Genomic DNA, 23,297 nt, shown 5'->3' with positions numbered 1-23,297 from the left:
ATTCCTTAGCGAGCGGAAGGCGCGGCGAGCCTGGCGGGATCGAGGCCTTCGCGGATGGCCAACGTGGCGAGGACTTTTGGAACGTAGAGGCGTGTTTCCGTGGGCAGGGCGTCGGCAATCTCGGCAAACGTCTTGGCGTCTTCGGCCTTGAGGGTGCGACGCACGCGACCTTCGCCGGCGTTGTAAGCGGCGAGCGCGAGCGGCCACGAATCGAACATCCCGTGCAAGCGGCGGAGCAACGTGGCGGCGGCGCGCGCGCTTTTCTCGGGATCGTTGCGCTCGTCGAAAGGCAGCAGGCTCAAGCCCTGCGCCTTGGCGGTGACGGGCATGAGTTGAAACAAACCTTGGGCGCCGGCGGGGCTTTTGGCGCGGGGGTTGAACATCGATTCGACCTCGGGAATCCAGGCGAGATCAGCGGGCAGACCTTCGTCGGCGAAGATTTTTTTGAGGTCGGGCAAAAACTCGTCGGCGCGGGCGGGGCGCGGGCGGTCGCGCAGGCGCTCCACCCATAAATCATACAGCGGGATGTCCGAGTTCGTAGATTTGGGGACGACGGGCACCGGGGTCACGGGGCCGGGCTGCGGCACGGGTGTCGGCGTGGGTTGAGGCGTCACGGGCGGGGCGATTGCTTTTTTGGCCACCACGATTTCGTCGATACGCTCTTCGAGCCAGTCGGCATAGTCTTTGTATTCGGGCAGAGCGCGCAGGGCGAGGAGGGCGGTGCGCGCTTCGGTCTCGTAAGCGGCGAGTTCGGCGAGCGAGCCGGTTGCGCGGGTCTTTTCGAGGCGCGCGGCAAATTCGTCCCATTGTGCGCGAGTGGGGAAGGCTAAGTCCTTTTTAATCTCGGGCGGGGCATACGCTTCGAACAGCGACTGCCCGAGCGTGAACAAATCCTCGGAGTCCGCCGTCGGGGCCGGAGTGGGCGTGGGCGCGGGTGTTTCGGCCAGCAAGGTGGTGGCGAGCAAGGGTAAGCACAGGAAGCGGAGCGACATGGTGGTTTGGACAGGAGAACGGCGAACGGGTTGCACCGGGGTGCGAGGGGAGGAGGGAGCTTTCCCGTTTGACCCTCGGGAGGGGGCGTTTAATTAGACCGGTCCTGCAGATGAACCGGGTGCACATCAAAACCTACGGGTGTCAGATGAACGAACGCGACAGCGAAGCGGTCGCGGCGATGCTGCGTGCCCGCGGCTACCGGATCGTCGGTTCCGAGGATGAGTGCGATGTGATGCTCCTCAACACCTGCTCCGTGCGCGACGCCGCCGAGCAGAAGGCGATCGGCAAGGCCGCCAACATCACTCATCGCAAAAAGAAAAACCCCGACTTCGTGTTGGGTATTCTCGGCTGCATGGCGCAAAACCGTGGCGCCGAGCTGCTGGATAAACTGCCCGACGTGGACCTCATCGTTGGCACCCAAAAATTTCACCAGGTTCCCGATTACCTCGACAACCTCCGCGCCGCCCGCGAGGCCGGAGTGCCCATCGGCGAGACGATCATCGACATCGGCGAGGAGGCCGGTTCGCAGAACACGATCAAAGACCATCTTTCGCCCGAATCGGTCGAAGGTTCCGGCGGCGCGGCCGACCTCGTGCCCCAGGTCAACGCCTTCGTCTCCATCCAGCAGGGCTGCAACATGGATTGCGCGTTCTGCATCGTCCCGAAGACGCGCGGCGACGAACGCTCGCGTCCGATGGATGACATCGTGACCGAGTGCCGCACCCTCGCGGCGCGCGGCGTGAAGGAGATCACCCTCCTCGGCCAGATCGTCACCAGCTACGGACGCCGCGATTATGCGCACACCAACGGCATCTCGCCGTTCGTGCAGTTGCTTGAGCGCGTCCACGAAATCGAAGGCATCGAGCGCATCCGGTTCACTTCGCCGCATCCGCGTGGCTTCAAGGAAGACCTCGCCGCAGCCTACGGGCGTTTGTCCAAGCTCTGCGAATACGTGCACCTGCCGATGCAGAGCGGGAGCAACCGCATCCTGAAGGCTATGAACCGCCCGTATTCGCGCGAGCGCTACAAGGAGATCGTCGATTCCCTGCGCGCGGTGCGACCCGACATGTATTTCTCGACGGATATCATCGTGGGTTTCCCCGGCGAGACCGACGAGGAGTTCGAGCAGACGCGCGAGTTGTTCGAGGCGTGCAACTACGACATGGCCTACGTCTTCAAGTATTCCATCCGCAGCGGCACGCCGGCGGCGGACATGGGCGACCAGATCCCTGACGAGGTGAAGGAGCATCGCAACCAGGTGCTCCTCGATATCCTTAAGAAAAACTCCGAGCGCCGTAACGCCGCATTGCTCGGCACGGTGGAAGAAGTGCTGGTTGAGGGTCCGGACAAAACCGGCAAGCGTTTTACCGGTCGCACCCGCGGTAATCGCGTGGCGATCTTCGATGCGAATCCGCGACTGATCGGACAGCTCGTGCCGCTTAAGATCGATCGCGCCAGTGTGAGCACACTTTACGGCGAACTGCAGTTGGCCGGCGTCGATGGCCTCGAGGCTGACGGCCAAAACCATATTCCGTCTTCGTCGGGTTTGATGACTTCTGCCGGCTCACAGTTCTAGACTCTCCGCTCTCAACTTTCTTCATGTCCCTCACCCTCGCCACCCTCGTCACCGGCCTGATCCTGCTCTCGCTGGGCGCGCTCTTTCTCGTGAGCAATTCCGCGATCAAGTCGATGTTCAAGGCGTTCCCGCGCTCGCAGATCGCCACGGTGATTTTCTTCGGCGGCGGCGCGGCGTGGTTCGTTTATAACGTGGCCAACATGTCCACGGCCGACGTGATCGGGTTCTCCACGCCGACTCCGTTTGTGTTCATTTTCGGCGGGCTGGCGTTGGCGGCGTTTTTTTATCTGCCGGAGTTTCTCGCGGTGCGCGGCTTGAGCGTGGTGACGCTGGTCGGTTCGTGGCCGCTGCTCATGTCGGCTTACGGTCGTTATGAAGTTCCTCAGCGGCTCCTGATGGTTTCGGCGCTTTATGTGGCGATCCTCGCCGCGCTCTATCTCGCGGTGTCGCCGTTCCGCCTGCGTGATTTCTTCGACTGGCTTTATCGCACGCCGGGCCGTGCCCGTATTCTCGGCGGGGTGCTGGCGGCTTACGGTTTGTTGCTGGCCGGCGTGGCGTTCACCTACTGATTTTTTGTTACCCTGATGACTCCCGTTCTTCTTGTTCTCGCCGGTCCCGCCGGTTCTGGAAAAACCACCCTGTGCGAGCGCATGGTCGCCGAAGTTCCCGGGTTTGAGCGCATCGTCACCACGACGACCCGTGCGCCGCGTCCGGGCGAAGTCGATGGTGTGCATTATCACTTTTTATCATCCGACGTGTTCGATGCCAAAGTCGCCGCGGGCGAGTTCCTCGAATGGGCGTGGGTTCACAAAACCGGCAACCGTTACGGCACGCTGGCGTCGTCGGTGCTCGATCCGCTGGCGGCCGGCCGCAGCCTGATCATCAATGTCGATGTGCAGGGTGTGGACAGCTTCCGCCAGGCCGCCAAGGCCAACCCGCTGCTTTCGCAACGCATGGGCTCGGTGTTCATCAATGTCCCGATTCCCGAGCTGCGCGTGCGGCTCACGGGTCGCGGTGAGACCGAGGCCGAAATCGCGCACCGCATGGAAACCGCCGAGCGCGAGTTGCTGGAAATCGGCAAATTCGACTTCGTGGTCGATAGCAGCCACCGTGAGGACGACTTTGAAGAACTGCTGGCGATCTGGCGTCAGGTGCAGGCGCGCGCGGAGCAGGTTTAACCAAACTCGAACAGTCTGAACCGTTTGGTTGCCAGCGGGTCTGACGAAGCATGGTTGTTTCTTTTCTGCGTCGGATCACGCCCAAGCAATGGACGTTGCTCGCCTTTGCGTTGGCGGCCTGCGTCGGCTTGGTTTTTCTCTACCGGTTGATCGATATGCAGGCGGTCCATGATTACGCGCAGCGCATGAACGGCTTCGCGGTGTTCGTAGTGATGACGGTGCTGCCCATGTTTGGTTTTCCGGTGAGCGTGCTGCACGTGGCGGCCGGCGTGCGCTTCGGCACGGGACTCGGACTCGCGCTCACCACAGTCTCGATCTTCATCCAATTGCTCGCGAGCTATGCGCTCGTGAAAGCGGCGCCGTCGTTCTTCGCGCGCTGGGTCGAGCCTCTGCGCAAGCGTCTGCCCAAGGCTGCACACGCGCCGCTCACGCAATTCACGATGCTCCTGCCGGGCGCCCCGTATTTTGCGCAGAATTATGTGCTGCCGCTGGTCGGCGTGCCACTAGGCACGTATCTATTATGGAGCTTTCCGCTGCACGTGGTGCGCTCGATCGTCGGCGTCATCTTTGGCCATGAGAGTGCCGATCTCACGCCGATGAAACTCGCGGGTTTCGGTCTGTATTCGATCGCGATCGGGCTTACGTGCGCGTGGTCGTTCCGTCGCCTGCAGAAGAAAATGAAAGATCAGCCAGCAGGGGCAGATGGTCCGAAGCCAGTCGCGTAAGATCGTTGCGCGGCACGAAAGCGCGCTCGGTTTCGAAATGGGCCGAAACGAAAATGTGATCGATGCGCATAAACGGTTTCGTGGAACTGAACGTGCTCCGCGGACGGTGACCGCTGCGGGCGGCCTGCACATCGCGCAGCTTTGAAGCGGCCAGACCGTAAGGCGCACTGCCCGGCGAGAGATTAAAATCACCGCAGAGGATCACTGGCTCCGTGGCGATGACCGGTCCGAGCCAGTCGGGGCCGAGCAAGGCATTCATCTGTGCGAGACGTTCACGCGGACTGAGGCCGAGGTGCGTCGTGACGATGTTGAGATTGACGCCGTTGACTTCGATGCGCGCCCAGAGCGCGCCACGGGCCTCCGGAAACCAGCTGTTGGGTGCGTTGGGAAGTTCGCCGACCTTGATGATTTCAATCGGCCAGCGACTGACGAGCGCATGGCCATAGTGTTCGCTCTGGCTGTGTTTCACGGTCGGGCAAAACACGACGTGATAGCCGAGCGCCTCGGCGACAAGCGTGGCCTGATCCTCGCCGCGCGAACGGGAACGTCCCAAATCGAGTTCCTGCAAGGCAACGATGTCTGCGGATTGCTGCTGTATGATGCGGGCGATGCGACGAGGGGAAACGCGACCATCCATGCCGCTGCAGCTATGCGTGTTGTAGGTCATCACGCGGAGATGGGTTTCATTGCGTGCGCCGGCGTGGCGGGCGGAGGTGAGCGGTTGACGCCCGAGCAGTGCGAGACCGGCCGCGCGCAGATCGGAGGGACGCACAAAATCAATCGCGTCGGCCGGCAAACGCGTGCCGGGCGGCACGAGCAGGAAGCCCTGGGTTTCATCCGGACCTATGCTGGCGTGCGAGCCGCGCTCGGGTGCAAACGTCCATGACCCCGCGGGGCTCCAACCGACCAGCACGAGATCGCCGCAGTCCTTGTTTTCGCAAAACGTGACGAGATCGCGGGCGATTTCGGCGCGCAACGGCTCGGGGTGATTCGCCAACATCGCCGGCACGCCCTCGGGGACGGAGGTTTCTCCCTGGGCGTGCAGCCAGGTGATGCGTCCGTTGGCGTCGCGGTGAAGGACACCGGGGACCTTGCCGTCATCGACAAGGCGGCGGGCGACGGCGTGTTTTTGGAGATCGGTGAGCTCGGGCTTAAAATAAGCATGACCGATCGGGCCCAGTGCCGCGACGGTGGCTTCGGTCACGATCTGTTCGGCGGCGAGTGCATCGGTGGTGATTTTATGGATACCGCCGGGGAATTCGGTCGCAAACGAACGGGCGCGTTCCTGCCCGTGGTCCGAAAAAATGAACACGCTGTAATCGCGGCGCGTGGAGCGTTGCGCCGCGCGGTAGAGGTTCTTTATTGAACGATCGATGCCCTTCAATGACCAGTGGGCGAAGCGCGAGCCGGGACCGCGACGGTGCGAAAGTTCGTCGTAGCCGAGGAAGTTGACGTGCACGGCCGGCAGACCGCGGGTGACGTCCACCTGGCCGCCGATGGTGATGAGTTCGCGCAGACCGATGCCGATGAACGTGCGCGAGATGACCATGCCGAATTCCTGCGACGGCCATTGTCCGCGTAAAATACCGCGGACGGCCTGCGGGACTGAGATGGCCAACTCCAGGAGCAGCAGTCCGGCGATCTTGATCACCGACGGAATATGCAGCGCGATGAACACGAAAATATTCCTGATCTTGCCGGTGCGCCACATGTCGCTGAACGCGATGCTGGCTCCGCAAAAATGCGTTTCCTCGGGAGCGGCCCCGCCCGAGTAAATATTGGACCATGAACTGCCGCCCTTGAGCAGACCTTCATGATCGGCTTGAAAGCGCGCTTCGAATTTCTTGGCCCACTCAGGCTGGAACATCATTCCGGTCGCGCCGGTTTCACGATCAAGAAACGAAAAGGCCGGCACGCCTGCGCGCACGCCGTAGTAGAGTTCGGCCTGCACGGCCGGAGTCGTGGTCGGGATGCCCGGATAAAACGTGTGCATCGCATAGTGTCCGCGATCACGCAGGCGTTTGAGGAAAGGCATTTTCCCCTTGGCGATCGCGTCCTCCAGCTGGCGGCGGGCGAGGCCGTCGATCTGGATCAACAGCAGGCCGGGCTCCTCGCTCTGACCCTCGATCGGCGTGAGACCGAGGTTGCGAATAGCCCATTCATTGCGGCTGAAGCGACGGCGCCAGCTGCGAAATTTCGATTCGATGGATGCGAACATGGAACGGGATTAGGCGACGACGGCGCTGGTGAGAGCCTGAACCTTTTTCGCGATTAGATTCCATTCGGTGCTGAGACGCTCGAGGAAGGAGCCCCAAGGATTTTGCTGGGTGATCAAACGCTCGCGACGGGTGGCTTTGCGGATGTCTTCGTAGAAGGCGAGGGCGAGCTCGGCGCAGTGTTCCTTGGAAAAATCCTCGGCGGTGCGGCGGGCTTCCTTGGAAAACGCGCGGCGCAGTTTCGGCTCGGCCTGAAGACGCGCGAGGTGCGCGGCAAAGGTCTTCGCGGGAGTGCGGGCGGGCAGCATAAAACCGTTTTTACCGTGGCGCATGACCTCGCGCACGCCGGAGGCGTTGAGCGCGACGACGGGCCGGCCGGCGGCCATCGCCTCCGCGAGAACCATACCCTGTGTCTCGCTGAACGAGGCAAAGGCGAACACGTCCATCGCGTTGTAGGCATCGGCCAAAGAACGGCCGCTGTGTTTGCCGGCGAGGATGAGCTGGGACGCTGCACCGTGTTTGGCGAAGGTGGCCTTGATGGCGTCTTCGGACGGACCTCCTCCAACAACGAGAAAACGCGCGGTGGGCGTTTTCTTCACGAAGAGCGCGACGGCTTCGGCCAGGTAGCCGAGGTTTTTTTCGGGGGCGAGACGGCCGAGATGGCCGACGACAAACGCCTTGGCAGGGATCTTGAATTTTTTGCGGAAGCGGGCGCCGTCGCCCGAGGCAAAAGTCTCCACGTCGATGCCCGTGGGCACGACGCGGATGGGCGAGGTGACGCCGCGCTTTTTGATGAGCTTGGCGATGCTTTCGCTGGGTGCGATGACGCCGTCGCACAGGTTGGCAAACTCGGTGGAGAGATTGATCGCGACCTGTTTCAAAGCGGGCGAATCAAAGGGCACGTAGTGCGTGTAGTCCTCGTAACGCGTGTGGTGCGTGAAGATCACCGGAACGTTTTTGGTGGCGGCGACGCGCAGCGCGGTGTCACCGAGCAGAAACGGATGATGCGTGTGGATGATGTCCGACTGGAATGCGTCGAGCCGGTCGGAAAGTGTGGCGGCGAGCGGCAGGCGCACGGAGAAATCGCTGCCATTGAAATTCTGGATGGCGGCGACGCGCTCGACGATGGCGGCGGCGCGCTTGGTGAGCGGCTTGCCTTCAAACTCGGGCGCGATGACGAGGACTTGGTGCTTACGCTGCCGGTATTCCTCGGCAAACGTGCTCACCGAACGGGCTACTCCGCCGACGTGCGGCAGGTAGGTGTTGGTCATCATGCAGATTTTCATGGGAGTTTTTTTAAGACAAACGTGCGAATGTGGTCGGGGCGCTCGATCAGGACGGGCGAGCAGCCGGGCAGGCGGAAATCAAGTTGCGGCGGTTCGGCGCGCCATTGTCCGTCAAGGGTGATGCGTGCGCCGCCGGCGACGTCGGGTTCGATGGTGACGGTCACCGCACCCCAAGGCGTAAGCGTGGGGCCAAAGGACGTGCGGGTGCCCGTCCACCAGGCGGGCTTTACGCCGGAGCCGATGACGAGTGCGTTGGTTTCTTCGCGAACGTAGCAGTTGCGAATCATCATGAGCCATTCGGCGGCGGCCCAGATGTGTTGTCCGTCGCCCATGCAACCGCCGCCGGTGCGCGGATGAATCGCCTCGGGCCACTGGCCGGTGGGCGAGGCCAGCGAGGCCACGCAATCAATCAACTCCCAGGCGCCCTGAGGATCACCGGCGCGCAGGCGGACCTGGGCAAGGTGGATCGTGAGGTAGGCGTTGATCCCGGAGTGGATCATGTTCTGAAAAAAGCCGCCGCCATACATGCTGTGGTCGCGGAGATATTCGGCGGTCTTCAGGATGCGTGCGTCAGCAGGTGCGAAGAGCTGCAGCGGATAATCCGCGACGAGCGAACCCACGGCACCGGAGTCCATGCGGCGCTTGGGCGAAGCGGGAATGGCGCCGGGGAAACGACGCTGCGGGCCGGCGGGAAACGATGTCTCGATGGTCCCGAGGAATTCGTCGGCCTCGCGTGAACACTTGGCAGCGAGCTCGTTGTCATGCGAACGCAGGAGCACGGCAGCGCAACGCAGGCCGGACACGGCCCAGAAGTCGTCCCAGTAATAAAAATCGTTGGGGCCGAGATGCTCGGCACTGAAGCCGGCGGGGAGGAGTCCGGCCTCGGGCTTGCCGGAGTCGCGGGGCAGACGTTTTCCGGTAATCCAACGAGCGCCCTTGGCGACGGCTTCGCGCCAGGCGTCCGGAAGCGTTTCGCCGGTGAGTGCACCGAAACGGTGATAGATCCAGATGGCCTCGCCGTTGGAGTCCCATTCGCCCTCCTGCGAAAGGAAATAACCGTCGCGGCGCTGGCGTCCGGCGAATTCGCCGAGAGCGCGCCGGGTGCGTTCGACGTCACCGAGTGTGATCAGTGCGTTGAGCATGAACGCGGCGTCGCGGAACCAGAAACGCTTGTAGGTGTAAGGGCCGGGATAGGCATCGCGCGGCGTGTGGAGCACGAGATTGGCGGCGGCGAAGTCGTAGAGCTCCTGTATCCGTTTTTCGGGCACGGATAATTTTGCGAGCGGGGCCATCGACTCGGCCCAGGACCGGGTGGGCGCCAACGACGGGCGTTTTTTGGGGTCGAGCTCATCGTAGATCGGCGCGCGGATTTCGAGCGGGCGATCGCGCAAGCCGGCAACCGGGAACAAGGCGACCGCGGTGGCCATGCTGACATGGCAGGCGACCTCGGTGGCGGTGGACGTTTCGTAAAGGCGCTGGGAGACGTCGCCGTCCTTGTAAACGGAGAGAAGCTGACGCGAAGGCGCGCGGTCGAAAAACACGGGGTTGCGACCATTTACGAGCCAGCCGGGGCGATCGGACGTGATGGCAACTTTGTCGATGAAACTGACGCCCTCGGGATTATAAGGCCGGAGCGAGACAGCGAGAAAACCGTCTGCGGGGACGTTGCCCTCCACGCGGATGCTGATGCAGCAATGGGGCTCACCGTGATCGAGGCAGAGCGTCACTTCGCTGGCGAGCGAGAGGCCGGCGAGGGTGGCGGTGGAGTGGACGCGGAGATTGGTGTCGAGGCGCAGCGTTTGCTTGAAATCGGCATCGTCGAGGCGCGAAGGGAAGAGCGGAGTGCCCTTGGGGTCGGCGGGGACGAACCAGAAATCGAGCGACCAACCATCGAAGATCGGTGTGACGAGGCCGCGCGGATCAACGATCGGATAGAAGGGCACATCGGGCTGGCCGGCGGCGGTCCAGTTGCGATGGGTGAGGTTGATATGACTGAACGAAAATGCGCGCGGGATGAAGGATTCGTCGCCGGGATTGAACTGGCGTTCGACCCAATAGGGCCAGACCCAGTCGAGGTTGTTTTGGATCGCCTTGGTGTTCACGAGACCGCGCGCGTGAAACAGCATGCCGGCGCGCAGGAGCTCGATGGGCTCGGCGACCTCCGAGGGTTGGGCAAAGCCGCGCATCTTCGCGAGCAAGCCTATCGGATCGAGAAATCCATAGGCGCGCGCGGCGCGGGTAATGAGGGAACGAACTGGCCATGAATTGAGCAACATACGCGGGACCTTTCCTCGCGATAGTGCGCAACCGGGCGCGAAAGTGCCTTGGGTGGCGTGACTTTAAGTGAGAATGGGGGATACCCCCATGACCTGACCGAGACGCGGTGCGGCGCCTGTTTCGAAGCCTGCTTACGGCTGGATCATCGCATGTTCATGCGAGCCGGTGATCTTATTACCCGGTCCCAGCAAAACGACGCGCGGCTTATGCCCGGCAATCATGTCTTCGGGCAGGCGGCAGTAGGCGATGATGATCGCGAGATCACCCGGATTCACCAGGCGCGCGGCGGCGCCATTGACCTGAATCTCGCCGGGGCCGCCATAGATCACATAGGTCGTGAAGCGGGCGCCGTTGTTGATATCAAGGACGTCAACCTGCTCGAATTCACGAAGACCGGCTGCCTTGCACAAGTCACGGTCAACGGTGACCGAGCCCTCGTATTCGGGATCGGCGGCGGTGATGGTGGCGCGGTGGAGCTTGGTTTTGAGGAAGGTGCTATACACGGGCTGAAGGAAAAACATATAGGCACCCGCGGCATTTCGGCAAGTGCGGGATGCAGGTGCGCTGCAACGGGGCGTTTTAGCGTTTTCGATCCCGGTCCGATGCCTTGTATCACGCGGGCGTGCCGGCTGATTAAACCGTGGAGGTGGCAAGCATAGGTGTCTCCGCAGGTGTTTCCACGGGCGGGAGATACGCGCCGTGCTGTTGCAAGCGGTCGCGTAAGGTTGCGGTGTTGACGGCATGCACATCGTGGCCGGGCGTTTGCACGGCGAGGGCGGCGGCCAAGCCGGCGGCTTCACCCATGGCCAGGCACACCGGCATGACGCGCACGCTGCCCTGGACGATGCGTTCGCAGGAAATCGAGCGACCGGCGACGAGCACGTTTTTCAAACCGCGGGGAGTGAGGCAACCGTAGGGAATGCCGTGCGACTCACCCTTGCCGTAGTGTTTGAAGCGCGTGGCCATCTCGACCTCGTCCAGCTTGTCCTTGTGCTCCTCCTTGGTCTGGTGGAGGTCGATGAAGTAGCTGTTGCGGCAGATCTCGTCGGGGAAACTGCGGCGGTCCAGGTAATCATCGAGCGTGAGCACATAGTCGCCGGTGATGCGGCGCGTCTCACGCACGCCGAGAACGGCGCCGGTTGAAACGACGAAAGCGTTGGCAAAGGCCGCCGGCGCGAATTCGGCGAGGGCGCGGCAGTAGGCGTCGGCCATCTTGCGACCTTGGATGAGGGCGCGCGAGATGGAGGCGGGATCGGTATTGTCCACGTCCCAGATATGGCCGGCGTTGAAGCCGACGGCACCGGGACCGACCAGGTTGTTGCAAAGATGCTTGTCGGGGATTTCTGGATACCGGCCTGAGGCGAGGATGGCGTGGATCGGGCTGCGCGCATCCCACCAGCCGAGATCGGGCGAATGCCGGTAGGCGTAGGAATCGACATTGCCGAGGGTGAAGCAATGCGTGGTCGCCTGCGTCTCGCCGCGTTCGTCGCCTTGGTGGAACTCCGCGCCGGCCCAGGCCGCGAGATCGGCGTCGCCGGTGCAATCGATGTAAACCTTGGCTTTAAGCGCGGTGAGTCCGGCTTTGTTGGAGATGAGCAGCGCGGAGACGGTGTCGTCGGCGGATTTCTCGACGGAGCACAGGTTGGTTTGAAAAAGGACGGTCACGCCGGCGTCGCTCACGAGTTTATCGTAAACGCGTTTGAGGCGCTCGGCGTTGATGGGAACCCAGTCGAGATCGTGGGCATTGACGTGGGCGAGGCCGGCCTTCGCGGCGCTGAACACCGTCTCGGCGAGACCGCGGTAGATGATCTTTTCCTTGTCGGAGAACGGACACCATGCGGGCACGAGCGCGCTGGTGCCGGCGCCGCCGAGCGAGCCGGTGGATTCGATGAGCAAGGTGCGCGCCCCTTCACGAGCGGCGGCGATGGCTGCGGTGCAACCGGCGGGTCCGCCTCCGGCCACAATCACATCCCAGGAATCATCCAATGGCACGGTCCGCGCGCTGACGGGGTAGGTCTTCATAAAAGGAATGCCGTAAGTTTAACCCATCCGGGCAGGGCAGGGTGAACTCGTAGCCGACCGGAAATGTGCCGTCTGCCGACTGCGAAGGCGGGCCGGTATTTCCCGCTTGAGACGGGTTGCGCGTGCGACTCGACTGCTTTAACCCCTTTACATGCAGCCCGCACCCACGGATGCCTCCCACCCCTTGCTTCAAGAACTGATGGAATCGTTCGAGGCGGGCAGCGGCATGCACATGAGTTTCGATGATCTCACGGGTATGTTTAATGGTGCGCACACCGACGTGCCGGCCATGCGACTCGATGCCGGTCATCAATTTCACGCCTGCCAATACTGCGAACTCGCCAAAAAGCCCGACTGGGGCCGCGACTGCACGCGCAACAAAGTCGCGGTCAACCGCCTCGTCGTTCGCCGCAAGACCGGCCTTGATGGCATCTGCCACCTCGGGCTCTTCGACATCGCGGAGCCATTGATCATCCGCGACCGCGTGCTCGGCGTTTTTTACTACGGATCGGTCGTGGTCAAGGGTCAGGAAAAACGCGCGGTGGCCCGCATCCGACGCTACTGCGGGCGCATGGGTTATGAGCCGGAGCCCTACTTGGAAGCACTTAAGGCCGTCCATCGAATCGACCCGGAAACGATTCCGCGGCACCGCGAAACCCTGCGCACCGTGGCGAGGCTCGCGCGGTTTTTCTTCGATGCGAGCGGCGTGCGTCCCGACCTCTATAAAGTGCGTGCGCTGCGTTATCCCTACATGGATCCGCAGGACGTGCCCTACATCGTGCGCGAGGCGATCGCCTACATCGCGGGGCATTTGCAGGAGCCGTTTATCGTCAAGGATCTGGCGGACCATTTGAACTGCCATCCGGATTTTCTCGGGCGTAAATTCAAGCAGGCGATGGGCACCGATCTCAGCCTGTATCTTCTGCAGGCGCGCATCGAGCGGGCGAAACGTCTGCTGGCCAATCCGAAAATCTCCATCGAGGACGCCGCCGACCTGTCGGGCTTCTCGGATCGCTTTCATTTCAGCAAAGCCTTCCGTCGTCTGGCCGGCATGCCGCCGGGCGAGTTTCAGCGTCAGTGTTTGCAGCCGGCGGCGAATTAACGGTTGGGCACGTTTCGCCGCTGGTCCGCGCGTCGCTAAGTCGGCAAAGGGCACGCATCCAGTCGGAATCAACCTCACGCACCTTCGTGAAGGGTGTTAAAGTGGGTTTGCTTTCCAACCCCTTTAACCTCGGCCCACCCCGCCATGAATCTTGTTTCGTCCCGTCCTCTTTCATGTGCCCGTCGCCACTCTGCGCGGGTGAGCGCCTTCTCATTGATCGAGCTTCTCACCGTCGTCGCGATCATCGGGATTCTGGCGGCGATTCTCATTCCCACGATCGGCAGCATGCGGCGCAGCGCGGCAAACACCACGTGCCTCAACAAGCTGCGCGTGCTTTACCAGGGCATCGCGATTTTCACGGTCGACCAAGGTTCGATTCCGCGTGCCTCGGGCGAATCGCTGGCGGTGGGAAATCCTCTTAAGCAAGGGCGCACCTGGCGCGCGGCGCTCATCGGTTCAGGGGCGATTCTCGAAGCGCGCAGCGCCAGCACCAACCCGAACGACTGGGTCTCCGAGCATTTCGAAATCTTCACGTGCCGCGCACACATGAATGAATATCAGGACGAATTCGGATATGCTTCCGACGCCCGCGTCTCGACCTACACGATGAACAACATCGCGACGAGTTACCACTTCCCGAAGTTCTCCTACTTTACCCGTCCCGACCGGACGATGCTCATCTCGGATGGGACGTTGCCGCAAGCGGACGGAAAATTTAACCACGGAACCCAGGGCGGCGCACCGGATGTCAGGGCGCACAACGGCAAGGCCAACATGGCGTTTGCCGATGGCCACGTGGAGAGCCGCACGGCGGACAAAATCCCGGTTGAAGCCGAAGTGCGCACGCTCACGGCGACGAACGCGGACGGCTACTATTTCTGGCGCACGCGCTAAGCAGTGCTTCGTGGATCCGTCGGAAGACGGCACGCGCCGGGTCGGCTGCCGGCTCACTCACACCCAGGCTTTTCCGTATGATGACTTTTATGAAACTACCCCGCTTCATCCGTGTGCTCACGCGCATCACTTGTTTGACCGGCTTTTTTACGGGCGCCGCTTTCGCTCAAACCACCGTCTATTGGGATGTGAACGGCGCCACGACAGGCGGGTCGGATGGCACCACGGCCAGCGCGACATGGAGCGATTCGGCTCTCAATTGGGGCAATGCTGCCGGCAATATTGCAACTGCAGGGTGGGTGGCTGGCAACCACGCCAATTTTTCCGCCGGCACGGGCGTGACCGGCTCATCGACGATCACGATCAGTGGCACGCAGGTCGTGAATAATATCACGGTGGATGAAGGCGCGATCACCCTCACCGGTGGCGCGCTCTCCCTGAGCGGCACGCGCAGCATCACGATCGCATCCGGGGCCACGGCGGTTTTTAACACGACGGTCGCTTCGACTGGCGGTTATGCGCTGCGGGGCGAACTCACGGTCACCGGTGCGATGTCCACCACGGTTGCCGGTAATGCGATTGATATCAGCACGGGCGCGACCAATGCGCGTCTCAACGTTGGCACGGGAGGTTCGTTCACGGCGTCGACGGGCAATGTGCGCCTCGGCGTGAATGGCTCGACCAACACCGCCAATACGGGAGCACTTTATCAATCCGGATCAAGTGGAGTGACGGCGGTAGGCTTGGTGATGGGCACGGCTTCGGGAACCGGTGCGGCCAATTCATCTTATTACCGCATTGCGGACACCTCTACACTGAACGTCACCAACATGGTTGTCGCCAGTGCCGGCGCCGAATCCACTTCGGCCGCGTTCGATCAGGCGGGCGGCACCGTCAATGTTGGAGCCTATGTGCGCATCGCCACCGCCACCGCGGCCTCTGCCTCGATGAACCTTACCGGAGGCACGTTTAACTTTAACGGCACCGGCGCGACTAACGACACCTCCTTCGTCGTCGGTTACGCCAGCGGTCGGGGCGAACTCAACGTTCGGGATTCAGCGCATCTCAATCTTGGCACCACGAGCCTGCGTATTTCCGGAAATGCCGCATCCACGGGATTGGTGGCGCTCGGCACCGGCGGGTTGATTTCAACGGGTGGAGTTATCGCTGGCGGCGGTTCCAGCCGGCTGGCTTTTGATGGCGGCACTCTGCGCGCCACGGCCGATTCGATCAACTTCATCGGCACTGCCAACAACTTCATCCATGCCGGTGGCGCACGCATCGATACCAACAGCTTTAACGTCACGATCGCGCAATCTCTCCAGGCTCCCGCGGGCAATGGCGTGGGCTCGATCGCCGTCGCCAATGGTGGTTCCGGCTTCGTTGGCGCGCCGTTGGTCAGCATTACGGGCGGAGGCGGCACGGGTGCGACCGGTTACGCCGTCATGAACGCGGCCGGCACCGAGGTCGTCTCCATCGTTGTCACCAGTTCGGGCTCAGGCTACACCTCTGCGCCCACCATCACGCTGGTCGGCGGAGGCGGCTCCGGGGTGGTTCTTGGCACCGCCAATCTCGCGGAAAATATCTCCGGGACACTCACCAAGATCGGCTCCGGTATCCTGACGCTCACGGCGGCCAACACCTACGCCGGTGGCACCTTCGTCAATGCAGGCGGCGTTGCGACTGGCGTCACCACGGGCAACTTCGGCACGGGCAATATCACGGTCGCATCGGGTGCCTCGCTTGCGCTGGGCAATGCCAGTTCCATCGCCGACGCCGCGTTGCTCTTCTTCTCGCAGGGTGCCTCCATCACGCTTTCAGGCGGAACGGAAAGCCTTGGCAATATCGTGCTCGGCTCCACCGGAATCGTTGCCTCGGGCCTCTACACCGCCACTCAACTCAACAGCTACTTCGGTCTCACCGGGGGCAATGAAGTCTTCTTCGGCACGGGTGTTTACAATGTTGCGGCCAGTGCCATTCCCGAACCGTCCGCTCTGGCCTTGCTGGCGGGCATCACGTGCGCAGCCGCCTGCGTCCTGCGTCGCCGTCGTTAATGGCTTCGTTCCGCGCCGCCGCCGGTGCGTCGGTGTTCGAATCCCCCAACTCCTAAATTTCCCCTTTCATGAAATCCGCCCTGCTCCTTGTCGCCCTGCTGATCACGCCGTTGATGCGCGGAGAAAACGCCCTGCCGTTGCCGACCTCCGAAGCCGCCGCGCGTCCTTTTACGGATGTTAAGACGGCGGCCCCTTCACACGCCAATCAGGTTGCCGTCACGCCTGCATCCGCCGGTGGTCTCGACATTGCTGTGAAGGCGGGTCCGGCTGGTTTCCCCGGGGTGAACTTCACCCCCGACGCACCTTACGATCTCTCTGCCGCCGGCTATGTCGAGGCGCAGGTCACCAATACCAGTTCGGTAATCATCAATGTCGTCCTCCGCGTGGATAGCGGCTCGGACAACGCCAGTGGCAACGCCTATCTCAAACCCGGTGAATCCGGAAAAGCCCGCGCTTATTTCGCCACGCCCGGCAAGGGCTCCAAAGCGCTCAACCCATCCGCGATCACCAAGCTCCTTCTTTTCATCGGAAAAAACGAAAAGGTGGACCGCACCGTCCGCCTCGATGCCGTGGTCGCGGGCGGCCGTCCCGGCGAACAAGCGCCGACCAATCCCGACTTGGTCCGCACAAAGCCCGCCAACGGCATCCTGTTTGGCGGCAACGTGACCTTCGATGCCGCCAAACAATTGTTGCCGCGCGCCGGAGCCAAAGCCGAGGCTGCCGGCGCGGGTGCCGGCCAAGCGGTGAATCTCACGTTTACCGGTCAGCCCGGTCAGAGCGTGCTCATCCGTCCGGTTCGTGGCTTCTGGGATCTGGGCGATTTTTTGCAGGTCAAGATTCGCGTCAAAAACACCGGCGCGGCGCCCGCTTCGCTCACCGCTCAACTCACTAGTCGCGGGGATGTATCCGATTTTGGGTTACTTGATAAACCGATCGCTCCCGGAGCCACCGCGGATCTGGTCATCCCGTTCATCCCGCGCACGCCGTTCGAGATTGTCGCCGATCCCGCGCAGGAACAGCTCGAAGGCAAGCGAGGCTGGGGAGTCAAAGAAACCCCCGGCGCGCGCTACACCAGTCACCAGACGACAGGGGTGATCCTGGCCCCGGCTGACGCGACGAAACCGTCGTCGTTTCAGATCGTGGCCATGGGCGCCAGCCTGCCCGCGCCCGAGGCTCCGCCCGCGTGGCTCGGGCAACGTCCGCCCGTCGCTGGCGAGTGGGTGAAAACCTTTGAGGACAACTTCGACGGCGCCGCCTTCGACGAGACCAAGTGGAATCCCTACAGCGGCAACCACTGGGATCAGCGCGTGGGCTTTTCCAAACAAAACATCATCCTGAAAAACGATGGGTTCGGACGTCTGCGCATCGAGAAACGCGACGGCTTCCACAACGACGATCCGGCCGGCAAGGCCACCACTTTTGCGACGGGCTGGCTCGACACCTACGGCAAGTGGACGCAGCGCTACGGCTACTACGAAGTGCGCGTCAAGTTGCCCACCGCGCCCAGTATGTTCCCCGGCTTCTGGCTCATGCCGGAACGTGGACCACAGGAGTGGCCCAAATACCGTCGCACCGACACCAAGGATGGCGGCATGGAGTTCGACATATTCGAAGGCCAATCCATGTGGGGCCCGTATCGCACCACCTTCGGCATGCACTGGGATTCTTACATGAAGTATCACAAGACTGCCGGAACGAGCGTTCACTACAACCAGCCGGACAAGGACGGCTTCCTGACCATCGGTATGCTGTGGACGCCCGGCCACGTCTCCGTCTACTCGCAGGGGCGCAAGGGCGGCAGCTGGGATTCGCCGCGCATCGGTTCCGTGCAGTCGTATCTGATCTTCGACATGCTCCCCGGTGGCTTCGAATATGATCCGCTCGACCCTGCGCAACTTCCCGCTGAACTCGTGATCGACTACGTGCGCGTCTGGCAGCGCAAAGACCTCGCCACGGCGGAGGACGGACCCAAGGCTCCGTGATCACCCCATGATCCGTCGTCTCGCCCACCTCTGCCTCATCACCAACGACCTTGAAAAACTCGTCGCGTTTTACCGCGACGGGCTCGGCCTCAAGGTCGCCTTTACTTTCGCCAATTCCGACGGCGCGACCTACGGCGTGTATCTGGCCTGCGGAGACACGACGTTCATCGAAATATTCGACCAGGTGCTCGCCGCCAAACAATGGGGCGGCGACACGCAGCCGCTTCACGCGGGCAATCGCTTCGGCCACCTCTGCCTCGAGGTCACCGGCATCGCCGACCTGAAGCAGACGCTCACCGCTCGCGGCCTCGCCATCGGCGAGATCCGCACCGGCTATGACAAGTCGCTGCAGATGTGGACGGCGGATCCCGACGGCAACCGCCTCGAACTCATGGAATACACCCACCGCAGCCAGCAGCTTCAGCCGCCGGATGCGAGTGTCAGTATTTGACACACCGGCGAACGGTTTCGGGCTAACACTCCCGCGCGTTCCTGGGTTATCCTGAACGCACCCCGCCATGAAACGCCCCCTCGTCTCCGTCTGTCTGCTCGTCGCGTGTCTGCCTGTTTTTGCGGACGACGTTGCTTTAAAAACCGACACGCGCCCGCTGCTCAATTTTGAGACCGAGGCCGACACCGCGCATCTGCGGCTCAACGCCACGGTCGCCACGCGCGTGACCACCGGCGCGTCCGAAGGCACGCATGCACTCCACGTGCGCTTCGAGCCAACCAACGCGTATCCGTCGATCAACTTCGTCCAGTCCGCGCCTGCCGATTTCCGTGGCTACGGCGGCATCGCCTTCGATCTCTACAACCCGACGGAAGACACCATCGCTTTCGGCGTGCGTATCGACAGCTCCGAGAAAGCCGATGGCAATGGTAACCACTCGCGCGCCGGAAAAGGCTCCATCGACGGACGCCAGCGGGTCACCTTCGTCATCCCTTTCGGGGCGAACCCTGATGATCTCGGCATGAAGTCGCTACCCGGTTACGGCGCATTTCGTGACACTGGCGCCGGCGGACGTGGCCCCTTCGACTTGGGTCATATTGTGACGTGGCAGATTTTCCTTAACCGCCCGCTCAGCCCCGCCGAGATCATCGTGGACAACGTGCGCCTCGTGCCCGGCCGCAAACAGGATTTCAACGGTATCATCGACCGCTACGGCCAATTCACCCGCGAAGACTGGCCGGGCAAAATCCACGGTGAGTCCGATTTCGCCGCGCAACTCACCGCCGAAGCAAAAGACCTCGCTGCCCGTCCCGCCGTGTCGGAGCGCAACGAGTTCGGCGGCTGGTCCGCCGGTCCGCAGCTAAAGGCGACCGGCTTTTTTCGCGTTGAGAAATACGAAGACAAGTGGGCCTTCGTCGATCCCGCCGGCCGGCTCTTTTTGTCCTTCGGGCCGACCACCATCGGGCCGGGTTCGACGACGTTATATTCCGGTCGCGAATACATGTTCGCCGAATCGCCGCCGGCGGAGTTTGTCGCGGGTGGCAATGGCAAGGTCACCTACGACTTTCTCGCGGCCAATCTGGCAAAAAAATACGGCAACGACTACAAGCAAGCCTGGTTTGACCGCACTTATGCACGGCTCGTTTCGTGGGGATTCAATACCATCGGTGCATTCTCCAGTTGGGAAACGCTCAACAACGGAAAAGTGCCCTACACAGCGACGGTCTGGGTCGGTGGCAACCACGCCCGCATCCGCACCGGTGGGGAACAGGTGCGCTCGATGCACGATCCGTTCGATCCGCAGTTCGCCGAAGACGTCGTTTCGGCCGCACGAGCCCAGGCCTCGCGGATCAAAGACGACCCGTGGTTTCTCGGTTACTTCGTGGGCAACGAGGAGCACTGGGGCTACTTCCGCGCCGGTCCGCGTTCGCACTATACGTTGATTCTCGCCGCACTGAAATCGGCCGCCGCCGCTTCGCCCGCCAAACGTGCGTTCGTCGTGCAGCTTCGCGAAGCCTACGGTGACGTGGCGAAGCTCAACGCCGCGTGGGGCACGGGCTTTGCCGGCTGGTCGGAGCTCGATGCTCCGATCGCGATCAAAGAACCTTATCCTGCCGCGCAGCTCGCCGATTTCTCAAAGCTGCTCACGAGTTTTTCGGAGCAGTATTTTCGAGTCGTGCAGGCGGGCTTGAACCAGGCCGATCCAAATCATCTTTATCTTGGCTGCCGCTTCGCGGGTTATTCGCCGGAGGTGCTGGTCGGCGCGGCCAAGTATAGCGACGTGCTCTCGTTCAACCTCTATCGCCTCACGCTCGACGCGAAGGAGATGAGCATCCTTGATCCCTACGACAAGCCGGTGGTGGTCGGCGAATTTCACTTCGGTGCGCCGGATCGCGGGGTGTTCGACACGGGTCTGGTCGGCGTGGCGGATCAGGATGCGCGCGGACGTGCCTATCAAAATTACGTGCGCAGCGTGCTGGCGCTGCCGAAATTCGTCGGTGCGCACTGGTTCCAATACACGGATCAACCCGCGACGGGACGGCCGATGGATGGCGAAAATGGTAACGTCGGTTTCGTCTCGCTCACCGATACTCCGCATCAGGAGTTGATCGACGCGGCACGCGAGATCCACGCTGAGATGTATCGGCTGCGTTTTGCCCGATGAGCATAATCCTGAAAGTCGTGGTCTTGGGTTGTCTCGTGCTGGCGTCGGCCAAGGCGGGCGATGTTTGGTTTCCGGCTGACGCTGTCGTGGATGTTACCAAGCCGCCGTATGCTGTGAAACCGGACGATGGGGTGGATGACACCGAGGCGATCCAGCGGGCGATTACCGACAACGTGGACACCGGACGCATGTTGTTTTTTCCCGCAGGTATTTACGACGTGAGCCGTCCGCTGGTGTCAAAAGATCGTGACGGAAAATGGCGTGCGCACATCACTTTTCAAGGAGTCGGACGTGACCGCACAGTTTTGCGTTTGGCGGATCGCGCGGCGGGTTTTGGTGATGCGAAGAAGCCGGCGGCGGTGCTATCGACGGGATCGCATTGGCACGAAGGCGATGGATTGGATGGCGGTGGCAACAAGGCGTTTCGTAATCAGTTTTTCGATCTCACGATCGACACGGGCTCGGGGAATCCGGGCGCGATCGGCATTGCGTGGGCGGTGAGTAATCAAGGGACGATCAAGAACGCGACCATTCGCAGTGGCGATGGAGCGGGCGTGGCGGGCATTTCGATGCGACGGAAGATTCCGGGGCCGGGTTTGATCAAAAACGTGACTGTGAACGGCTTCGATGTGGGTGTGGACGTGGGGGATATTCAATATGGGGTGACGATAGAAAACGTTACGCTGACGGGCCAGCGCGTTGCCGGTATTCACACCGATCAAAACCTGCTGCATGTGCGCAAGCTGTTCAGTCAAAACCGTGTGCCGGCGATTGTGATGACGCGGCTGGAAAGCGGGCTCACGCTGCTGGATTCGCGACTGACCGGCGGGGCGGCGGATGCGCTCGCCATTGATTCGGACGGTTCGGTGCGGTTGCGTGATGTGACGGTGGACGGTTACCGGCCGAAGTCATTGCGCGTGCGTGGCGTGGAATCGACGCTGGTGGCGGGCCGTGAGTTTATTGCTCCCGCGCCGATCGGAGCTTTTGCGGGCGCGGGTGCGTTGTTGCCGGTTGAGGAGACTCCCGAGCCGCGGGCCTGCGGCCGGGATGATTGGATCGCGGTGGGCGCGCGTCGCGACGGCGAGCCCGATGATACCGAGGCAATGCGGCGGGCGTTTTCCGCCGGAAAACGCACGGTCTATTTTCCGTTGGGGCGCGTGTATTTTTTATCGGATACGATTGAAGTGGGCGCGTCGGTTGAACGCGTGGCGGGCATGGGATCGGAGATCAGCCTCGGAGCGGCGGAAGCGCCCTTCAGTAATCGGGCCAAACCGCGTCCGCTGTTTCGCGTCACGGGAGGCGAGGGGGCGGAGCCGTTGTTCTTCGATAACATGTTTTTTAATGCGCAGTATCCGGGCGGCGTGTTGTTCGAGAACGATTCGCCGCGGGATCTGGTTATTCGCAACAGCATGGGCTGGGTAGGCGGCGGCGGCACGCGGCGCAGTTACCGGAATACGGCGCGCGCGACCGGGCGTTTGTTTGTGGAGGACGTGTTTTTGCCCGGTTGGGAATTTACGGGGCAGCGCGTGTGGGCTCGGCAGTTCAATCCGGAGAATTGGGATTCGGACGGCTCGGAACCGCAGGTGACGAACCGGGGCGGGCGGTTGTGGGTGTTGGGCTTCAAGACCGAAGGCGCGGCGCCTTTTCTCGCGACCACAGCCGGCGGAACAACCGAGCTGCTGGGCGCCTACAATTATGTGTCGGCCGCACAGCCGGATCCATTGCCTGCGGGATTGGTGCCTTACGTGATCGAGGACTCCACGGTGGCGCTGGCGTTTACGGCGGAGAATTTCCGCGAGCACGACTACACGGTTTATATCCGCGAAACGCGCGACGGGCGGACGATTGACTGGAAGGGCGCGGACTTGCCGCCGCGCAACGGACGGCAGGGCGACCGGTCGTTTACGGTGCCGTTGTTTACGTCAGGCGGTGAACTTAACGGCGCAGGTAGTCGTTGATGATCGGTAGATCGGCTTCGGGCAGATCGAGGGTAAGAAGTTCGCCGGCGGGCACCCAGCGGAGGGCGGCGTGTTCGTGGGTTTGCGGGGCCGGGCTGTTCGCGGTGAGGCGGACGACAAACGGGATGAGTTGCACGGTGACCGTCGCATAGGCGTGGGTGTGCGCGGCGAGCGGGCGGAGAATCTCGACGGTGCTGCCGAGTTCTTCGAGGAGTTCACGATGGAGAGCGGCTTCGGGCGTTTCGCCGGGCTCGATCTTGCCGCCGGGGAATTCCCATTTTCCACCGAGGTGTTTGTGCGCGGGGCGCTGGGCCATGAGCACGTGGCCGTCGCGTTCGATCAAGGCGCAGACGACGAGAAGAGGAGGTTTTAACGCAGAGGACACGGAGGGCGCGGAGGACGGAGTGTGGAAGACAGAA

Annotated in this window: 18 protein-coding genes; 11 read left to right on the top strand and 7 right to left on the bottom strand. The window is 62.2% G+C overall.

The window, feature by feature from the left end:
- Positions 1–5: 5 nt before the first annotated feature.
- Positions 6–992: a lytic transglycosylase domain-containing protein gene (locus tag FPL22_RS16100; RefSeq protein ID WP_144354058.1), complete on the bottom strand. Its 987-nt coding sequence runs from the start codon at positions 990–992 to the stop codon at positions 6–8.
- Between the two features lie 110 nt (positions 993–1,102).
- Here FPL22_RS16100 and miaB point away from each other — a divergent pair, with 110 nt between their 5' ends.
- From miaB to FPL22_RS16080, 4 genes are read left to right on the top strand one after another with little or no spacing between them, the layout of a single operon-like run.
- Positions 1,103–2,569: a tRNA (N6-isopentenyl adenosine(37)-C2)-methylthiotransferase MiaB gene (gene miaB / locus FPL22_RS16095; protein WP_144354057.1), complete on the top strand. Its 1,467-nt coding sequence runs from the start codon at positions 1,103–1,105 to the stop codon at positions 2,567–2,569.
- Between the two features lie 23 nt (positions 2,570–2,592).
- Complete coding sequence (locus tag FPL22_RS16090; protein ID WP_144354056.1) at positions 2,593–3,138, top strand: hypothetical protein; 546 nt, start codon at positions 2,593–2,595, stop codon at positions 3,136–3,138.
- A 15-nt stretch (positions 3,139–3,153) separates the two neighbouring features.
- Positions 3,154–3,747: a guanylate kinase gene (locus FPL22_RS16085; RefSeq protein WP_238991452.1), complete on the top strand. Its 594-nt coding sequence runs from the start codon at positions 3,154–3,156 to the stop codon at positions 3,745–3,747.
- Positions 3,748–3,797: 50 nt separating this feature from the next.
- Positions 3,798–4,472 (top strand): TVP38/TMEM64 family protein, encoded by a 675-nt coding sequence (locus tag FPL22_RS16080; protein WP_144354054.1) that lies wholly within the window; start codon positions 3,798–3,800, stop codon positions 4,470–4,472.
- Here FPL22_RS16080 and FPL22_RS16075 read toward each other — a convergent pair.
- The 5 genes from FPL22_RS16075 to FPL22_RS16055 all read right to left on the bottom strand — a co-directional run bounded on the left by FPL22_RS16075 (position 4,387) and on the right by FPL22_RS16055 (position 12,273).
- Positions 4,387–6,690, bottom strand: a complete 2,304-nt coding sequence (locus FPL22_RS16075) for an endonuclease/exonuclease/phosphatase family protein (protein WP_144354053.1) — start codon at positions 6,688–6,690, stop codon at positions 4,387–4,389. The two genes, FPL22_RS16080 and FPL22_RS16075, sit on opposite strands and share 86 nt — an antisense overlap.
- Before the next feature lie 9 nt (positions 6,691–6,699).
- Positions 6,700–7,974, bottom strand: coding sequence for a glycosyltransferase (locus tag FPL22_RS16070; protein WP_144354052.1), 1,275 nt, complete (start codon positions 7,972–7,974; stop codon positions 6,700–6,702).
- Positions 7,971–10,250, bottom strand: a complete 2,280-nt coding sequence (locus FPL22_RS16065; RefSeq protein WP_144354051.1) for a hypothetical protein — start codon at positions 10,248–10,250, stop codon at positions 7,971–7,973. The genes FPL22_RS16070 and FPL22_RS16065 overlap by 4 nt, the downstream gene beginning before the upstream one ends.
- 132 nt (positions 10,251–10,382) lie before the next feature.
- Positions 10,383–10,754: an aspartate 1-decarboxylase gene (panD, locus tag FPL22_RS16060; RefSeq protein ID WP_144354050.1), complete on the bottom strand. Its 372-nt coding sequence runs from the start codon at positions 10,752–10,754 to the stop codon at positions 10,383–10,385.
- A gap of 130 nt (positions 10,755–10,884) precedes the next feature.
- The gene (locus FPL22_RS16055; RefSeq protein WP_144354049.1) at positions 10,885–12,273 is read right to left on the bottom strand and encodes an FAD-dependent oxidoreductase; all 1,389 of its coding nucleotides are present in this window, start codon (positions 12,271–12,273) and stop codon (positions 10,885–10,887) included.
- A gap of 151 nt (positions 12,274–12,424) precedes the next feature.
- Between FPL22_RS16055 and FPL22_RS16050 the strand changes: the two genes are divergently transcribed.
- From FPL22_RS16050 to FPL22_RS16020, 7 genes are all read left to right on the top strand, one after another.
- Positions 12,425–13,375 (top strand): helix-turn-helix domain-containing protein, encoded by a 951-nt coding sequence (locus FPL22_RS16050; RefSeq protein ID WP_144354048.1) that lies wholly within the window; start codon positions 12,425–12,427, stop codon positions 13,373–13,375.
- Between the two features lie 198 nt (positions 13,376–13,573).
- On the top strand, positions 13,574–14,269 hold the full coding sequence (locus FPL22_RS16045) for a prepilin-type N-terminal cleavage/methylation domain-containing protein (RefSeq protein WP_162525342.1): 696 nt from the start codon (positions 13,574–13,576) through the stop codon (positions 14,267–14,269).
- A gap of 89 nt (positions 14,270–14,358) precedes the next feature.
- A complete protein-coding gene (locus tag FPL22_RS16040; RefSeq protein WP_162525341.1) occupies positions 14,359–16,323 on the top strand; it encodes a beta strand repeat-containing protein in 1,965 nt (654 codons plus the stop codon).
- A gap of 68 nt (positions 16,324–16,391) precedes the next feature.
- A complete protein-coding gene (locus FPL22_RS16035) occupies positions 16,392–18,305 on the top strand; it encodes a glycoside hydrolase family 16 protein (RefSeq protein ID WP_144354046.1) in 1,914 nt (637 codons plus the stop codon).
- A gap of 7 nt (positions 18,306–18,312) precedes the next feature.
- Positions 18,313–18,756, top strand: a complete 444-nt coding sequence (locus FPL22_RS16030; RefSeq protein WP_144354045.1) for a VOC family protein — start codon at positions 18,313–18,315, stop codon at positions 18,754–18,756.
- A 67-nt stretch (positions 18,757–18,823) separates the two neighbouring features.
- Positions 18,824–20,920: a beta-galactosidase gene (locus FPL22_RS16025; RefSeq protein WP_144354044.1), complete on the top strand. Its 2,097-nt coding sequence runs from the start codon at positions 18,824–18,826 to the stop codon at positions 20,918–20,920.
- Positions 20,917–22,878 carry a glycoside hydrolase family 55 protein gene (locus tag FPL22_RS16020; RefSeq protein ID WP_144354043.1) on the top strand — a complete coding sequence of 654 codons (1,962 nt, stop codon included), beginning with the start codon at positions 20,917–20,919 and terminating at the stop codon, positions 22,876–22,878. Before FPL22_RS16025 ends, FPL22_RS16020 begins: the two co-directional genes overlap by 4 nt.
- Here FPL22_RS16020 and FPL22_RS16015 read toward each other — a convergent pair.
- Complete coding sequence (locus tag FPL22_RS16015) at positions 22,856–23,263, bottom strand: (deoxy)nucleoside triphosphate pyrophosphohydrolase (protein ID WP_275263052.1); 408 nt, start codon at positions 23,261–23,263, stop codon at positions 22,856–22,858. The two genes, FPL22_RS16020 and FPL22_RS16015, sit on opposite strands and share 23 nt — an antisense overlap.
- Between the last annotated feature and the right edge of the window lie 34 nt (positions 23,264–23,297).

Source organism: Rariglobus hedericola (assembly GCF_007559335.1).
Lineage (GTDB): Bacteria > Verrucomicrobiota > Verrucomicrobiia > Opitutales > Opitutaceae > Rariglobus > Rariglobus hedericola.
This window is presented reverse-complemented; position numbering and strand designations above follow the sequence as displayed.

Excerpts from the sequence above, each read along its gene's own strand:
- FPL22_RS16100 (WP_144354058.1), bottom strand. The coding sequence starts at position 992 with ATGTCGCTCCGCTTCCTGTGCTTACCCTTGCTCGCCACCACCTTGCTG.
- miaB (WP_144354057.1), top strand. The coding sequence starts at position 1,103 with ATGAACCGGGTGCACATCAAAACCTACGGGTGTCAGATGAACGAACGC.
- FPL22_RS16090 (WP_144354056.1), top strand. The coding sequence starts at position 2,593 with ATGTCCCTCACCCTCGCCACCCTCGTCACCGGCCTGATCCTGCTCTCG.
- FPL22_RS16085 (WP_238991452.1), top strand. The coding sequence starts at position 3,154 with ATGACTCCCGTTCTTCTTGTTCTCGCCGGTCCCGCCGGTTCTGGAAAA.
- FPL22_RS16080 (WP_144354054.1), top strand. The coding sequence starts at position 3,798 with ATGGTTGTTTCTTTTCTGCGTCGGATCACGCCCAAGCAATGGACGTTG.
- FPL22_RS16075 (WP_144354053.1), bottom strand. The coding sequence starts at position 6,690 with ATGTTCGCATCCATCGAATCGAAATTTCGCAGCTGGCGCCGTCGCTTC.
- FPL22_RS16070 (WP_144354052.1), bottom strand. The coding sequence starts at position 7,974 with ATGAAAATCTGCATGATGACCAACACCTACCTGCCGCACGTCGGCGGA.
- FPL22_RS16065 (WP_144354051.1), bottom strand. The coding sequence starts at position 10,250 with ATGTTGCTCAATTCATGGCCAGTTCGTTCCCTCATTACCCGCGCCGCG.
- FPL22_RS16055 (WP_144354049.1), bottom strand. The coding sequence starts at position 12,273 with ATGAAGACCTACCCCGTCAGCGCGCGGACCGTGCCATTGGATGATTCC.
- FPL22_RS16050 (WP_144354048.1), top strand. The coding sequence starts at position 12,425 with ATGCAGCCCGCACCCACGGATGCCTCCCACCCCTTGCTTCAAGAACTG.
- FPL22_RS16040 (WP_162525341.1), top strand. The coding sequence starts at position 14,359 with ATGAAACTACCCCGCTTCATCCGTGTGCTCACGCGCATCACTTGTTTG.
- FPL22_RS16035 (WP_144354046.1), top strand. The coding sequence starts at position 16,392 with ATGAAATCCGCCCTGCTCCTTGTCGCCCTGCTGATCACGCCGTTGATG.
- FPL22_RS16030 (WP_144354045.1), top strand. The coding sequence starts at position 18,313 with ATGATCCGTCGTCTCGCCCACCTCTGCCTCATCACCAACGACCTTGAA.
- FPL22_RS16025 (WP_144354044.1), top strand. The coding sequence starts at position 18,824 with ATGAAACGCCCCCTCGTCTCCGTCTGTCTGCTCGTCGCGTGTCTGCCT.
- FPL22_RS16020 (WP_144354043.1), top strand. The coding sequence starts at position 20,917 with ATGAGCATAATCCTGAAAGTCGTGGTCTTGGGTTGTCTCGTGCTGGCG.